The sequence below is a fragment of the Mycobacterium sp. NGS41 genome (assembly GCF_059812725.1).
In genome coordinates this window covers 1-13,904 of record NZ_JCALDF010000056.1, presented here as the reverse complement: position 1 = coordinate 13,904, position 13,904 = coordinate 1, and the positions used below count along the sequence as shown (strand labels likewise).

General features: G+C 65.7%; 12 protein-coding genes and 1 pseudogene. 6 read left to right on the top strand and 7 right to left on the bottom strand.

What is annotated here, in order from left to right; all coding sequences use genetic code 11:
* Nucleotides 1-65: 65 nt before the first annotated feature.
* The 3 genes from AC5Y21_RS25625 to lipB are packed head-to-tail and all read right to left on the bottom strand — an operon-like array spanning nt 66 to nt 2,491.
* Entirely contained in the window at nt 66-821 is a 756-nt protein-coding gene (locus AC5Y21_RS25625) for a DUF4191 domain-containing protein (protein ID WP_499916887.1), read from the bottom strand.
* Nucleotides 822-842: 21 nt separating this feature from the next.
* The gene (lipA, locus tag AC5Y21_RS25620; protein ID WP_499916888.1) at nt 843-1,787 is read right to left on the bottom strand and encodes a lipoyl synthase; all 945 of its coding nucleotides are present in this window, start codon (nt 1,785-1,787) and stop codon (nt 843-845) included.
* Between the two features lie 2 nt (nt 1,788-1,789).
* On the bottom strand, nt 1,790-2,491 hold the full coding sequence (lipB, locus tag AC5Y21_RS25615; RefSeq protein ID WP_499916885.1) for a lipoyl(octanoyl) transferase LipB: 702 nt from the start codon (nt 2,489-2,491) through the stop codon (nt 1,790-1,792).
* A gap of 126 nt (nt 2,492-2,617) precedes the next feature.
* On the opposite strand from lipB, the pseudogene AC5Y21_RS25610 reads away from it, so the two are divergent.
* Nucleotides 2,618-3,018: pseudogene (locus AC5Y21_RS25610) on the top strand (DUF222 domain-containing protein); the annotation flags it as partial.
* 54 nt (nt 3,019-3,072) lie between these two features.
* Here AC5Y21_RS25610 and AC5Y21_RS25605 read toward each other — a convergent pair.
* A complete protein-coding gene (locus tag AC5Y21_RS25605) occupies nt 3,073-3,321 on the bottom strand; it encodes a hypothetical protein (protein ID WP_499916883.1) in 249 nt (82 codons plus the stop codon).
* Nucleotides 3,322-3,528: 207 nt separating this feature from the next.
* Here AC5Y21_RS25605 and AC5Y21_RS25600 point away from each other — a divergent pair, with 207 nt between their 5' ends.
* On the top strand, nt 3,529-4,473 hold the full coding sequence (locus AC5Y21_RS25600; protein ID WP_499916881.1) for an HNH endonuclease: 945 nt from the start codon (nt 3,529-3,531) through the stop codon (nt 4,471-4,473).
* Between the two features lie 761 nt (nt 4,474-5,234).
* Complete coding sequence (locus AC5Y21_RS25595; protein ID WP_499916880.1) at nt 5,235-6,317, top strand: DGQHR domain-containing protein; 1,083 nt, start codon at nt 5,235-5,237, stop codon at nt 6,315-6,317.
* 162 nt (nt 6,318-6,479) lie between these two features.
* Here the strand turns inward: AC5Y21_RS25595 and AC5Y21_RS25590 are convergent, their stop codons facing one another.
* Together AC5Y21_RS25590 and sucB are read right to left on the bottom strand one after the other, a co-directional pair.
* On the bottom strand, nt 6,480-7,412 hold the full coding sequence (locus AC5Y21_RS25590) for a TIGR01777 family oxidoreductase (RefSeq protein ID WP_499916879.1): 933 nt from the start codon (nt 7,410-7,412) through the stop codon (nt 6,480-6,482).
* Nucleotides 7,413-7,428: 16 nt separating this feature from the next.
* The gene (gene sucB, locus AC5Y21_RS25585) at nt 7,429-9,234 is read right to left on the bottom strand and encodes a 2-oxoglutarate dehydrogenase, E2 component, dihydrolipoamide succinyltransferase (RefSeq protein ID WP_499916877.1); all 1,806 of its coding nucleotides are present in this window, start codon (nt 9,232-9,234) and stop codon (nt 7,429-7,431) included.
* Between the two features lie 212 nt (nt 9,235-9,446).
* On the opposite strand from sucB, the gene AC5Y21_RS25580 reads away from it, so the two are divergent.
* Nucleotides 9,447-11,219, top strand: a complete 1,773-nt coding sequence (locus tag AC5Y21_RS25580) for an SDR family oxidoreductase (protein WP_499916875.1) — start codon at nt 9,447-9,449, stop codon at nt 11,217-11,219.
* A gap of 6 nt (nt 11,220-11,225) precedes the next feature.
* On the opposite strand, the gene AC5Y21_RS25575 is transcribed toward AC5Y21_RS25580, so the two are convergent.
* Complete coding sequence (locus AC5Y21_RS25575; RefSeq protein ID WP_499916873.1) at nt 11,226-11,564, bottom strand: aminopeptidase; 339 nt, start codon at nt 11,562-11,564, stop codon at nt 11,226-11,228.
* Nucleotides 11,565-11,718: 154 nt separating this feature from the next.
* Here AC5Y21_RS25575 and AC5Y21_RS25570 point away from each other — a divergent pair, with 154 nt between their 5' ends.
* Together AC5Y21_RS25570 and AC5Y21_RS25565 are read left to right on the top strand one after the other, a co-directional pair.
* A complete protein-coding gene (locus tag AC5Y21_RS25570; RefSeq protein ID WP_499916871.1) occupies nt 11,719-12,183 on the top strand; it encodes an SRPBCC family protein in 465 nt (154 codons plus the stop codon).
* Between the two features lie 2 nt (nt 12,184-12,185).
* Nucleotides 12,186-13,775: a phytoene desaturase family protein gene (locus AC5Y21_RS25565; RefSeq protein ID WP_499916869.1), complete on the top strand. Its 1,590-nt coding sequence runs from the start codon at nt 12,186-12,188 to the stop codon at nt 13,773-13,775.
* The last annotated feature ends 129 nt before the right edge of the window (nt 13,776-13,904 follow it).

The following is a 13,904-nucleotide window of genomic DNA, read 5'->3' as shown; positions in this document are numbered from 1 at the left end:
TCGCCGCGAGATTTGATGGCGGCGACCCGCTGCGCCCGGCTTCGCCGCGCTTGCGATCGCCGCGGTTATTTCCGGCGCACGGTGCGCTGCACGCCGCGCATTTTCCCGGCGTTGGGCAGCGGCCCCTTGGGCAACGCGCCGGCACCGGCCCGCGACCCCAGCGCGGCCAGCCGCGACTCCAACGAGTCGATCTGCTTGGTGTTGATGTTGGCCGGGAGACGGGTGAGATGGCGCTCCAGCCTGGCCAGCGAAACCTCGCCGTCGCCGTTGCCGACGACGATGTCGTAGATCGGCACTTCGCCGACCAGCCGCGCGGTGCGCTTCTTCTCTTGAGCCAGCAGCGGTTTGACCCGGTTCGCCGATCCCTCGCCGACCAATATGACGCCCGGCCGGCCGAGTACCCGGTGCACGACGTCGAAGTGGCCGGTCCCGGCCACGCCCGGGGTCACCCGCCACTTGCCACGCAAATTGTCGAGGACCCACGCCGCCGCGCCGGTTTGGCCCTCGGCCTGCCGGTACACGCTGCGCTGAGCGCGGCGGGTGAAGATGATGAACGCCACTAGGGCACCCAGCACGACGCCGAACACGATCATCAAGATCATCGTGAACAACCCGCCGGCCCATACGCCGACCGCCGACGATATCCCCGCGACCAGCACGAATGCGCCGATCATGTACGGCAGCAGCCGCTTGTCCTCTTTGCGCTGCGTGGTGAACATCTGCCACATCTGCGCGCGTCGCTCCCGGCCGGCGGCCTTGGCGGCGGCCTTCGCCGCTGCTCTGGCGGCCTTGTTCTCGGCGGCGGTTCGGGGTTTAGCCATAGTCACCAAGGATAGTTGCGGTCAGCGCGGGGCCGAGGCGCGGTGGCGGGCCGCGGCCTGCTCGTAGAGCCGACCCGCCCGGTACGACGACCGCACCAGCGGCCCGGCAAGCACCCCGGCGTAGCCAAGCCCCTCGGCGTATTCCGCGTACTCGACGAACTCCTCGGGCGGTATCCAGCGCTCGACTGGGTGGTGGCGCGTCGACGGCCGCAGATATTGGGTGATGGTGACGATGTCGCAGCCCGCATTGCGCAGGTCGACCAGGGCCGTGCGCACCTCGTCGGGGGTTTCGCCCAGGCCGAGGATCAGGTTGCTCTTGGTGACCAGGCCGAAGTTCCGCGCGGCGGTGAGCACGTCCAGGCTGCGCCGGTAGGTGAACGCAGGCCGGATCCGCTTGAAGATGCGGGGCACGGTTTCGACGTTGTGCGCCAACACTTCTGGGTGTGTTTCGAAGACCTCGTTCAGCCGGACAGGCTCGCCGTTGAAGTCGGGAATCAACAACTCGACACCGGTGGCCGGGTTGAGCTCTTTGATGGCACGTACGGTCTCCGCATAGAGCCAGGCCCCGCCGTCGGGCAGGTCGTCGCGTGCGACGCCGGTGATGGTGGCGTAGCGCAGGCCCATCGTTTGCACACTCTCGGCGACCCGCCGCGGCTCGTCGCGATCCAGGGCGGCGGGCTTGCCGGTGTCGATCTGGCAGAAGTCGCAGCGACGGGTGCACTGATCGCCGCCGATCAGGAAGGTGGCTTCCCGGTCCTCCCAGCATTCGAAGATATTGGGGCAGCCGGCCTCTTCGCACACCGTGTGCAGACCCTCCCGACGGACCAGGCTCTTCAGCTGGGTGTACTCCGGTCCCATCCGAGCACGGGTCTTGATCCACGGCGGCTTGCGCTCGATCGGCGTCTGCGCGTTGCGCACCTCCAGGCGCAGCAGTTTGCGGCCTTCGGGAGCCCCCCACGCCGGCAAAGTCACGGTGTCGATGCTACGCGGGCAGGCCTGACCGGCTGCCAGCTCAGGACGAGGCGGCCGTCCAGGGCGTCGCAGACGGCGTCGGCTACCGCCTCGCGTACGTCGTCGACGGTGACCGCGCGGCCCAGTTGGGCCGTCAACGACGTCACCCCGGCATCGGTGATGCCGCACGGCACGATGCCGGTGAACGCATCCAGATCACAGTCGCAGTTGAGCGCGAACCCGTGCAGCGTCGTGGCACGCGACACCCGAACTCCGATGGCGGCGACCTTGCGCGCCCGTCGGCCAGGAACCCAGACTCCGGAGCGGCCGTCGACCCGGCCCGCGTCCAGGCCCAGGTCGGAGCACACCTTGATCAGCGATTCCTCAAGGCGCCGAACGTAATTGACCACGTCCAGCGGTTCGGCCAGCCCGATGATTGGATAGCCGACCAGTTGCCCGGGACCATGCCAGGTGATTTTGCCGCCGCGATCGGTGTCGATGACATCTGCGACGCCAGCGCCGCTAACCGGCCGTTCGTGCGGCTCGGTGCGCCGTCCGGCGGTATAGACACTCGGGTGTTCGAGCAATAGCAGTGTGTCGGGGCCGCCGGCGACGCGGGCGTCGGCCAAGTCGCGCTGCAATTGCCAGGCGGTGTTGTAGTCGATCGTTCCAAGTTGGCGGACGTCGATCGCGGTCGGTGCCGACCGGATGGAGCTCATGCCTGTGAGGTTACTCGGGTGGGCGTGAGGGACCTCAGCGGTCTGAAATCCCTGGTTTCACAATCGTTTCCGGGCGACGGTTTTGTCGGTGCCTGCCTCTAGGTTTGACACTATGGACCGGGAGAGATCACCGCGGCATACGATGCGCTCGATGCTGCGGTCGATCGTGTGCTCGGGCTGGATTTCGAGGCGCTGACCACCCCGGAGTGGTTGGCATTGCTGGACCGCAACGAGCGGGTGCGCCGATGGCTCCCCGCGGCCGAGCATCCGCTGATCAATCTGCTAGCCAGCCAAGCCACTCCCGAAGAGTTGGGCGGCAAATTGGCCCATGCGATCGCGAGTGGGCGTTGATCAGCCGCGCGGAGGCCTCGAGGCGGGTCAAGGAGGCCGCCGATCTGGGGCCGCGGCGGGCACTCACCGGCCAACCTGTGGCGCCGGTGCTGACGGCCACCGCTGCAGCCCAAAGGCAAGGGAAACTGGGTAGCGGGCAGGTAGCGGTGATTCGCCGCTTCTGCTACACGCTGCCGCCGACCTGGCGCGCCATGGCAGTCAGTATGCGGAGGTCGCGGGCTCGCTCGCGCTCAATCCGGCGGACTAACGCGGAGGCCCGCCTGGAGTATCCGCAATTCAAGACTCAACAGCTCCGACCTCCGATTTATCAAGCCGGCCTCCAAATCGGAGATAGCGACAGCAAGGTGAAACAGCACTTCGTCGATGTCATAGCCGCCGTTGACACCGTTGGCAATGACCTCACGCAACGACTCGATCAGATCAGACGTGATCGGCATGCGGACGGGATCAGGATCAAGTTGCAGAACCGCCTCGAGCATCGAGATTCTCCTTCATTTGTCGTTAACGCTCCGAGCGTAGGAAACGGGCCCGCACCCGGCGAAAAGTATCAGGCTCACTCGTCTGGGCGCGGGCACCACGCGAGCGCGCTCGCTCGAGGCGTCGGATTCTTGAATCCCGTCGTCCGGCCAGTTGCGCTTTGCTAGAGTCCGATCGTGTAACGGAAGATTTCGCGGGATTATCCAAACATGGATGTTTTGCTAGCGATCGCCTTTGTCGCGTTTGCTGCCTGGGGCTCATATCGAATTGGCCGGTACATCCTCAAAGAGAGGTACTTCGCCAGCGAAGGGTTTTTAGCCCATAAGAACGCGATCGCATCTTTTGTTGCGGAGCACAACGAACTGGCCCACTACATTGCCGAGATGCGCAGCCGCGGATCGTTCGAACTTGGCGCGTCGTACACCGGCTCACACGCGCATCTGGCGTCGTTCCAGAACACCAGCTATTGGAATTACCGCCGAGATCGGAACCTGGCGAACTACCAGGCACCGAACGTCCATAACTGTTCGCTACAGGTCGTACGTAACGCCAGCGGCGATCCGCTGAAGTACGTGATGAAGTACTTCAACATCAAGGCGGACGAGGCCAACCTCGCCGACGTGGAGAAACTGGGCGACGACATCAGCCGGCTCGAAGAAGCCGTCTACAACCTGCAGCAGCGTGAGGTGAGCATCGCCAAATCGGTCAATCCGCCTGCATTCATCCTGAAGCACTACGCGGACGAGTTCATGAAGCACGTCGGAGTCGAGCTGTCGCCGATCACCGTTCCGTACCCGGTGTACATCTTTGAATACGTCAGCGCCGGTGGGAACAGTTCGCAGCGCACAACCGTCACGTTAAATACCCCGACGATCGACGCGCTCATCGAGACCCTTTCGCAGAAGATCCGCTGGAGAAAGAGTGCTGCTGGCCAGCGCGCCCTAGTGACCACTAGTCTGCGCAACTTCATAAAGGCGCGTGACAACCACACCTGCCGGTACTGCTCAGTGTCCCTCGCAGCGGAGCCTCATCTCCTTCTTGAGGTGGACCACGTAATCCCGGTCTCCAGGGGTGGAATGTCGACCCCGGATAATCTGCAGACTCTGTGCTGGCGATGCAACCGGACCAAGTCGAACAAGGTCCAGTCCGCCTGACCGTGCACGAGGTGCACGCCCGAGAACCCCTACCTCGGACAGAGATTGTGCTGCAACCGATTTCACGTCCACCGCTGTGTCGCACAGATCCATAGTTTGCGCCCGGCAGCATGCCGCGACTAACCTTCGCCGACAACCAGATAGCGCAACTGGACGGCTCGACGCTGACGGCCCGATCATCAACTCGCCGCAAGGCTTGAAGGCGCACCGGGCGGCGGCCCAGCTGCGGCAGCAGCGGATTACATTGGTGCGCCTGGTGGCTGCGCTGGGGTTGCCGACGGGTTTGGTTGAGGAGTCTGCGAAGCGTCGGCGCCGGTCGGCGCGTGGCGTGTATCAGGCGAATGTGGGCGCCCCGTGAGACGCGGCGGGCCGGTCGAGGAGGTCGACCCGGTGGCCGCCGCGGCCGCGCTGGCCCGATGAGCCGTTCGACCCTGAGCCGCTGCTGACGTTCGACGGCCGGTCTGTGTCGTGGCGGCAGTTGGGGAAGCTGCAGGCGGACCGGCGGCGCCAATTTGCCAATTTAAGATCCGCATCCGCGCTTTCGGATCCTGTTTCTGGATCCTGTTTCTGGATCCCAAAGTTGGATCCTTGACGCGGACCCAATCGTCTGGCATCCTGGTCCGGCCGGGAAAGATCCCGACAACCGCGCCGAGTTTGGTAGCTCCCTACACCCCCGCGGCGCGCGTAAGCAAGTAGGGAAGAAATGGGTTTTCAAAATGGAAACCGAGTTCCGAAACACATTTGAGTGCCCCGTCGTGGAAATGACCACGGTCACCAACCATTCGATGGTGGTCGGGGTCATCTCGGCCGGGGCCTTGGCCGACCTATATGTCGTGCCTCGCCGGGATTCCAGGAATAAGACTGGTTACCAACGCGAAGTAAGTGTCGCGCGGGTCAACAAGTTGGTGAAAGATCTGCGGACCCGCCGTGTCGACCTTCCGACGCTGATCCTGGTCAACCTACGCGAGTTCGACCAAAACCGTCACCTGGTACGGGGCGAGGACGGCACCCTCAAGCTCGTATTGCGCGAGCGCGACAACCTCTACGTCGTCGACGGTCAACACCGCGTCGAGGCACTGTCTCGGCTATTAGAAGAGGACTACGAGAGGTGGGCCAACGTCCAGGTACCTGTTGGCTGCCTGCTGGGCGCAAAGGAGCGCGACGAGATTCGCGTGTTCTACGTCGTCAACAGCACCGCCAAGAGCGTCCGCACAGATCTCGCGTACGACCTCTTGAAGCAACAAGCCGAATGCGACCCGGTGGTCATGGAGGGGCTCACCGAGACAGGCGAGACCTGGAAAGTCCGTGGCCAGCAGCTCGTCGAGGACCTCGAAAAGGCCACGCCGATCTGGCGTGGTCGGGTGCGGTTCCCAGGCGACCCGGCAGCTGAAACCACGATCGGGTCGGCCGGTCTGGTGAACTCGTTGAAGTCCATGCTGTCGACGCCGTACTTCGGAAACATCACCGAGCCCAATCAGGTCGCGATACTTTCTGCATTCTGGGAGGGCGTCCGCTCCGTGATTCCGGAGCCTTTCGCCGACCCGACCCGCTACGCGATACAGAAGTCGGTCGGTGTAATGGTCCTGCATGGCCTGTTGGTTTCGGTGTTGGAGTACATCCGTTCGACCGGCGAGTCGGTTTTGGAACCGGAGTCCTATAGCAAGGCCCTGGATAACGCGCTGACCAAGATCGAGGGCGACAGCCCGAACGGTGATGTTGTGCGCGGTGCGGAGTTCTGGTTGGCAGGCCGCGACGGCGCTGCAGGCATGTACTCCAGCAACGCGGGTCGTCGCGTCTTGACGGCGAAGCTGCGTTCGCTGCTACCCGACATCGAAGTCGAGTAACTGCGGCGAAGATCGCACCTGGTGGTGCGGCCCCTGGGTTTAGGCTCAGGGGCCGTATTCGTTTCAGGATTGGCCGACTGAAATGTATTTCAGCAATTCGCGGCCAGCCACGAACGAACGTTTTCCATCACCCGGAAAAATTGCTACGCGGCGGCAGAGAGCTTAATCGTGGTCGCGCCGGGCGGTGGCGTAGGCGAACGCCTCGCCGATGGTCTTGTGGTGGAACTGGAAACCGGCGCGCTCCAGCGCCGACGGGATGGCGCGCTGGCCGATGAGCAGCCCCTCGTCGGCGAACTCACCGAGTGCTGCCCGCACCGCGAAACCGGGCAGCGTCAACGGAGTCGGGCGGTTGACGGCGCGCCCGAAGGCGGTGGTGAACTCCGCGTTGGTAACCGGGGCCGGCCCGGTCATGTTGACCGGGCCGGACAGCGAGGGGTGCGAGATGGCGAACAGCAACGCGCGCACCTCGTCTTCCAGGCTGATCCACGACATGTATTGACGGCCACTGGCCAGTCGGGCCCCCAGCCCCGCCGAGAACAGCGGCCGCATCTTGCCCAGCGCACCGCCCGCGGGGGCCAGCACCACGCCGGTGCGTGCCAGCACCACCCGGGTACCGGCGTACTGAGCAGGCAAGGTGGCGGCTTCCCAGTCCTGACAGAGCTGCGCGAGGAAACCCGTTCCGGCCCGGTCGTTTTCGTCGACCACACGGTCCTTGGTGTTGCCGTAGTAGCCCACTGCGCTGGCGTTGATCAGCGTCTCGACACCGGCTTCGGCGACCGCGGCGGACAGCACTTCGGTGGGTACGATTCGGCTGTCTCGCAGGCTCTGCTTGAAGGCGCCCGACCAGCGCCGCCGGCCGATGTTGACGCCGCACAGGTTGACGACGGCGTCGACCTCGCTCAGCGCGTCGACATCGAACTCGCCGCTTTCGGGATTCCAGTGCAGCTCTTCGGAATTCGTCGGCGTCCGACGCACGATCCGCAGCACCGGGTGGTCGTTGGCGCGCAGTGCCGCAGCTAGCGCCGAACCGATCAGGCCGGACGAACCCGCTATCGCGACTGTGGCCTTGGGGGCCTGGCGATCAGCTCGAGTCACGTTCGCAAGCCCCTTGTTAAAGCCCTAAGTCCGCCTCGAATGCTCCCTCTTCGAGCCGGTTCTTGATGGTGGTGAGGAAACGTCCAGCATCGGCGCCGTCGATCAGCCGGTGGTCGTAGGTCAGCGGGAGATAGCAGATCGACCGGATCCCCACCGACTCGTTGCCCAGGGCATCGACGACGACCCGCGGACGCTTGACGATGGCGCCGGTACCCAGCATGGCGGCCTGCGGCGGGACCAGGATCGGGGTGTCGAACAGTGCGCCCTGGCTGCCGATGTTGGTGATCGTGAAAGTGCCACCGGACAACTCGTCGGGCTTCAAGTTGCCCGACCGTGCCCGAGCGGCGATATCGACGATCGCGCGCGCCAGTCCGGCCAGTGACAAGTCGCCGGCGTTGTGGATCACGGGGGAGAGCAGGCCCTGTTCGGTGTCGACCGCGAAGCCGAGGTGCTCGGCGTCGTAGTAGGTGATCTCCTTGGTTTCCTCGTTGTAGCTGGCGTTGATGTTGGGATGGATCTTCAGCGCGTCGATCGCGGCGCGGGCGATGAACGGCAGGTAGGTCAGGTTGACGCCCTCCCGTTCGGCGAAAGCCCCCTTCGCTCTGGCCCGCAGCGCCACGATTTTGGTCATGTCGACCTCGTGGGTCTGGGTGAGCTGTGCGGTGGCCTGCAGCGATTCGCGGGTCTTGTTCGCGGTGATCTGACGGATCCGGCTGGCCTTCTGGGTGGTTCCGCGCAGGTGGGCCAGCGCGGGCGCCGCAGCGGGCGCCTTGGCCGCCGGCGCAGCGGCGGGCGCCTGAGCCGCGGGCGCCTGCGCCGCGGGCGCCGCCTTAGCCTGTTGCTTTTGCTCGGCCGCGGCCAGCACGTCCTGCTTGCGGATCCGGCCGCCGACACCGGTGCCGGTCACTTCGGCGAGGTCGATGTTCTTCTCGGCGGCCAGTTTTCGCACCAGCGGGGTCACATACGGCGCGCCGTCGCCTTCGCTTTCTGGCTGAGCCGCCGCGGCCGGCTCGGCTTTCGGTTCCGGCCTGGGTTCGGGTTTCGGTTCCGGCTTGGGTTCCGGCTCGGGCTCGGGTTTGGGCTCCGGGGCGGGCTTGGCGGCTTCGGGCTTGGGCTCTGGCTTTGGTTCGGGTTTGGGTTCCGGTTTCGGCTCGGGGGCCGACGGGGCGCCGGCCTCGGCGGTCGTGCCGACGCGTGCCAGCTCGCCGCCCACCTGGACGACGTCGTCCTCTTCGGCGGTGATGCTGACCAGGACACCGGCCACCGGCGACGGGATCTCGGTGTCCACCTTGTCGGTGGACACTTCCACCAGCGGCTCGTCGACCTGAACCGACTCGCCGACCTGCTTGAGCCACCGCGTCACGGTGCCCTCGGTCACCGACTCGCCGAGCTCGGGCATCAGCACCGGCGTCGTACTCTCACCACCGGAGGTCTGCTGGGCCGACGCCGCCGGCTCGGGCTCGGGCTCGGATTCGGATGGTGCCTGCGCTTGCGGTTCGGGTTCGGGCTCGGGCTGGGGCTCGGGTTCCGGTTGAGCCTCCGCGGCACCTCCGGACGAGTCGCCTCCGGCGGCGCCGCCTTCTGTTCCGTCGCCGATGATGGCCAGGTCGCCGCCGACCTCGACGGTGTCGTCCTCCTGGGCGATGATCTTGGTCAGCACACCCGCAGCGGGCGACGGGATTTCGGTGTCCACCTTGTCCGTCGACACCTCCACCAGAGGCTCGTCGAGTTCGACGGTGTCGCCTTCCTGCTTGAGCCAGCGGGTGACCGTTCCCTCGGTGACGCTCTCACCAAGTGCCGGCATCTGGACGGAGAACGCCATTCGTTTGACTCCTCGATCACTCGTGGGTCGGCCCAGGTCGTCATCTGGCTTACCACACCGTCGTGTACCGGAGGAGGAACCCAGACAGAACGAAACTATCCTGTCATCGCCCATTTGTGCGCACACATTCAGGGCGCAGTGGGTTGGGGGAGACGCGCAGGCCCGCTTGCTACCGTGTGGCCACAGATCAACTCGCAGGTAGCGGAGGTTCGATGGCGGTATCACAACTGGCGCCCCAGCAGTTCGTCGACAGCGAAGACGGCGCCCGCATCGCGGTCTACGAGGAAGGCAACCCCGAGGGGCCGACGGTCGTGCTGGTGCACGGCTTCCCCGACTCGCACGTGCTTTGGGACGGGGTTGTCCCGCTGCTGGCCGAGCGGTTCCGGATCATCCGCTACGACAACCGCGGAGTCGGCCTGTCGTCGACGCCGAAACCCCTCTCGGCCTACACCATGGAGCGGTTCGCCGACGACTTCGCCGCGGTCACCGGGGAGCTCAGCCCCGGTCAACCGGTGCACGTGCTGGCCCACGACTGGGGCTCGGTCGGCATCTGGGAATACCTGAGCCGACCCGGCGCCGGCGACCGGGTCGCGTCGTTCACCTCGGTGTCCGGCCCAGGTCAGGGCCACGTAGTCGACTACATCTTCAGCGGGCTGCGCCGGCCGTGGCGCCCTCGCCGGTTCAGCCGGTCGGTCGCTCAGGCACTGCGGTTCAGCTACATGCTGTTCTTGTCGATACCCGTGCTGGCACCGCTGTTCCTGCGGGTCGTGCTGTCGAGTGCGGCGAGGCGACGCAGCATCGTCGACAACGTTCCCGTCGACCAGATCCACCACTCCGACAACCTGCCCAGCGATGCCGCCCGTTCGGTAAAGACGTACCCGGCCAATTACTTTCGGTCGTTCTCGAAGCGGCGCCGCCCTCATGTCGTCGACGTGCCGGTGCAGCTGATCGTCAACACCCAAGACAAGTACGTGCGGCCCTACGGCTACGACGAGACCGCCCGTTGGGTGCCGCGGCTGTGGCGGCGCGACATCCAGGCCGGCCACTTCTCGCCGATGTCGCACCCGCAGGTACTGGCGGCCGCGGTGCGTGACTTCGCCGACCTGTCCGAAGGTAAGCAGCCCAGCCGAGCGCTGCTGCGCGCGCAGGTGGGACGGCCGCGGGAGTACTTCGGCGACACCCTGGTCTCGATCACCGGCGCCGGCAGCGGGATCGGCCGCGAGACCGCGTTCGCCTTCGCACGCGAGGGCGCCGAGGTGGTGGTCAGCGACATCGACGAGGCCGCCGTCAAGGAAACCGCCGCCGAGATCGCCGCGCGCGGCGGTGTGGCATACCCCTACGTGCTCGACGTGTCCGACGCCGATGCGGTCGAGGCCTTCGCCGACCGGGTCACCGCCGAGCACGGCCTGCCCGACATCGTGGTCAACAACGCCGGCATCGGGCATGCGGGACGCTTCCTGGACACCCCGGCCGAGCAGTTCGACCGGGTGCTGGAGGTCAATCTGGGTGGCGTGGTCAACGGCTGCCGGTCATTCGCCCGGCGCCTGGTCGAGCGCGGCACCGGCGGGTACATCGTCAACGTCTCGTCCATGGCCGCCTACGCGCCGCTGCAGTCGCTGAACGCCTACTGCACCGCCAAGGCGGCGAGCTTCATGTTCTCTGACTGCCTGCGGGCCGAGCTTGACTCGGCGGGGGTGATGCTGACCACCATCTGCCCAGGTGTCATCAACACCAACATCATCAGCAATACCCGCTTCGACGCACCCGGCGGCAAGGACGTGCAGGTCGACGACAGACGGGGGCAGCTGAACAAGATGTTCGGGCTGCGCCGCTACGGGCCGGACAAGGTCGCCGACGCGATCGTGTCGTCGGTCAAGAAGAAGAAGCCGATTCGGCCGGTCGCGCCGGAAGCGTATGCGCTATACGGGCTTTCGCGGGTGCTGCCGCAGTCGCTGCGCAGCACCGCGCGCATGCGGGTGATCTGAGCAGGCTCAGACGCCAGCCGCTTCGGAGCGCCGCACCAGCAACGCCCCGCCGATCCCGGCCATCCCGACCAAGGTCATCGGGATGGTCCAGCTGCGGCGGCCCGACAGCGACGACTCGCATTGCGCCACAAAGTCGGTGTGCGGAATGACCTGGTTGAGGATCGGGATGTTTGCCCCGTTCCTCTCATTGGCGTTCTTGGCCGCAGAGAGATCGGACGCGATCCCGTTTCCGCACGACACCGAACCGCCGTTGCCGTCGGACACCGACACCGGCACCAAAAGCCCGATCACGCCGGCGAGCAACAGCAAAGCTCCCACCGCGATGATCACCCGTCGCGCAGTCATTGTTGGCCTTCCGTCAAATAACACCTGCTTAGACGGTTAGCCGCTACATCGCGGGGTTAAACGTGAGATGAGTGGCGCGCCAATTGCCGGGTTCAGTATTAGTTGCGGTCGCTGAGGGTATCCGCGATGTTGTTCCGCTTTGAAAGGACCGGTTATGACAGCGACTCAAGAATTGACCGCGATCCGGGAGGTGACCGCGTCCTGCCAGCAGATTTGGGATGTGCTGGCCGATGGGTGGACGTACAGCCAATGGGTGGTGGGCAACAGCAGGACCCGCGCGGTCGACTCGCACTGGCCGCAGCCGGGGTCGGCCATCCGGCACTCGATCGGAGTGTGGCCGTTGGTGATCGACGACCAGACCACGGTCGAAAGCTGTACCCCTGGCCAGGAACTCGTGCTGCGTGCCGGCCTGGGGCCCTTGGGCGCCGCCCGGATAACGATGCGGCTCACCGAGATACCAGATGGGTGCCGGGTCGAGATGATCGAGGTGCCGATGGCCGGTGTGGTCAACGTGATTCCCGATCGCCTGACGCTGATCGCGATCCATCCGCGCAATCGTGAATGCTTGCTGCGGTTGACGGCAATGGCCGAACGCCTTGAGCCCAGCCAGGTCAAATAGCGATGACAGATGTCGTCGACGCTGTCGTCATCGGTGCCGGACACCACGGGCTGGTGGCCGCGTCGATGCTGGCCGACGCTGGTTGGGACGTGCTGGTGCTCGAAGCCCAGCCCGAACCGGGCGGCGCAGTGCGCAGCGCCGAGCTGACACCGGGCTACATCACCGATTTGTTCAGCTCGTTTTATCCGATGACGGTGGCCTCTCCGGCGATGGCGGCGTTGCAGTTGGAGGACCACGGACTGCGGTGGTCCCATGCGCCGGCAGTGGTGGGACATCCGCGCACTGCGAGCGATGACGACCCGCCTATCCTCTACCGCGACCCGGCACGCACGGCATCGGAATTCGCGCGTCGCGAACGCACCGACGGCGACAACTGGTGGCGAGTCGTGCAGTTGTGGAACAAGGTCAAGGCGCCGCTGCTGGATGCGATGCTGGCGCCGTTTCCGCCGCTGCTCCCGATGCTGCGGTTGCTGGTCAAACTTGGTACGTCCGAGGCGGTTCGGCTCGCTCACCTGCTGGTGCAGCCGGCGAACATTATGGTGGATCGGCTGTTCGACGGGGAGGCGCCGCGAGTGTTGTTGCTGGGCAACGCCATGCACGCCGATGCCCCGCTGGATGGCCCGGGCAGCGGCGCGTTCGGTTTCTTGATGACGATGCTCGCACAGGACTACGGCTGGCCGGTGCCGGTCGGTGGCTCCGGTCAGTTGACGGCCGCCCTGGTGAGCCGTGCGTGCTCGGCTGGTGCGCGAATCGAGTGCAGCCAGAACGTTTCTCGCATCCAGGTGCGGGGTGGTCGAGCGGTCGGGGTGGCCACTGCCGAGGGGCGTACCATCCGCGCGCGCCGGGCGATCGTGGCCGACGTGACGGCGCCGCGCCTGTTCTGCGACATGCTGCCGCCTGGCGCGGTTCCGGGGGGCCTGCGTCGCGAGCTCGAGCACTATGTGTGGGATCCGCCGGTAGTGAAGGTCAACTACGCGCTGGACGGCTCCATCCCGTGGCGATCGGCAAGCCTGCAGGCGCCAGGCACTATCCATCTGGGAGCCGACGGGGACGGGCTGGTGCGCTGGATGGCCGACCTGAACACGCGCGTCGTACCCGAGCATCCGTTCATGCTGCTGGGCCAGACCACCACAGCCGACCCGAGCAGATCACCCGCCGGCACCGAAAGCGTTTGGGCCTACACCCATCTGCCACGAAACGTCGCCGACGACGCTTCGGCGCATCAGCTGGCCAAATCGGTGGACCACGTGATCGAAGAGCATGCGCCGGGCTTCGGTTCGCGGGTGATCGAGCGGTTCGTGCAGCGCCCGTCGGACCTGGAAGCCAGCGATGCCAATCTGCATCTGGGTGCTTTGAATGGCGGAACCGCTGGGCTACAGCAGATGCTGATCTTCCGTCCGGCTCCCGGTATGGGGCGGGCCGAAACCCCGGTCGAGCGGCTGTATCTGGGCAGCGCGTCGGCGACCCCCGGGGGATCTGTGCACGGCGCATGCGGACGCAATGCGGCCAATGCCGCACTGGCCGCCGACGGGTTGACCGGTTGGCCACGGCGCAAGCTGAGCCACGCGGTGAGCTCGCTGCTGACTCGATAGGGGCCGCCGCCGAACGGCGTTGGCTGTGAAGCCATGGCGTTGGCTGTGAAGGCACGGAGTTGGCTGTGAAGCCATGGGGTTGGCAGTGAAGCCACGGCGCTGGCTGTGAAGAGTGGGCGTAAATTCGCG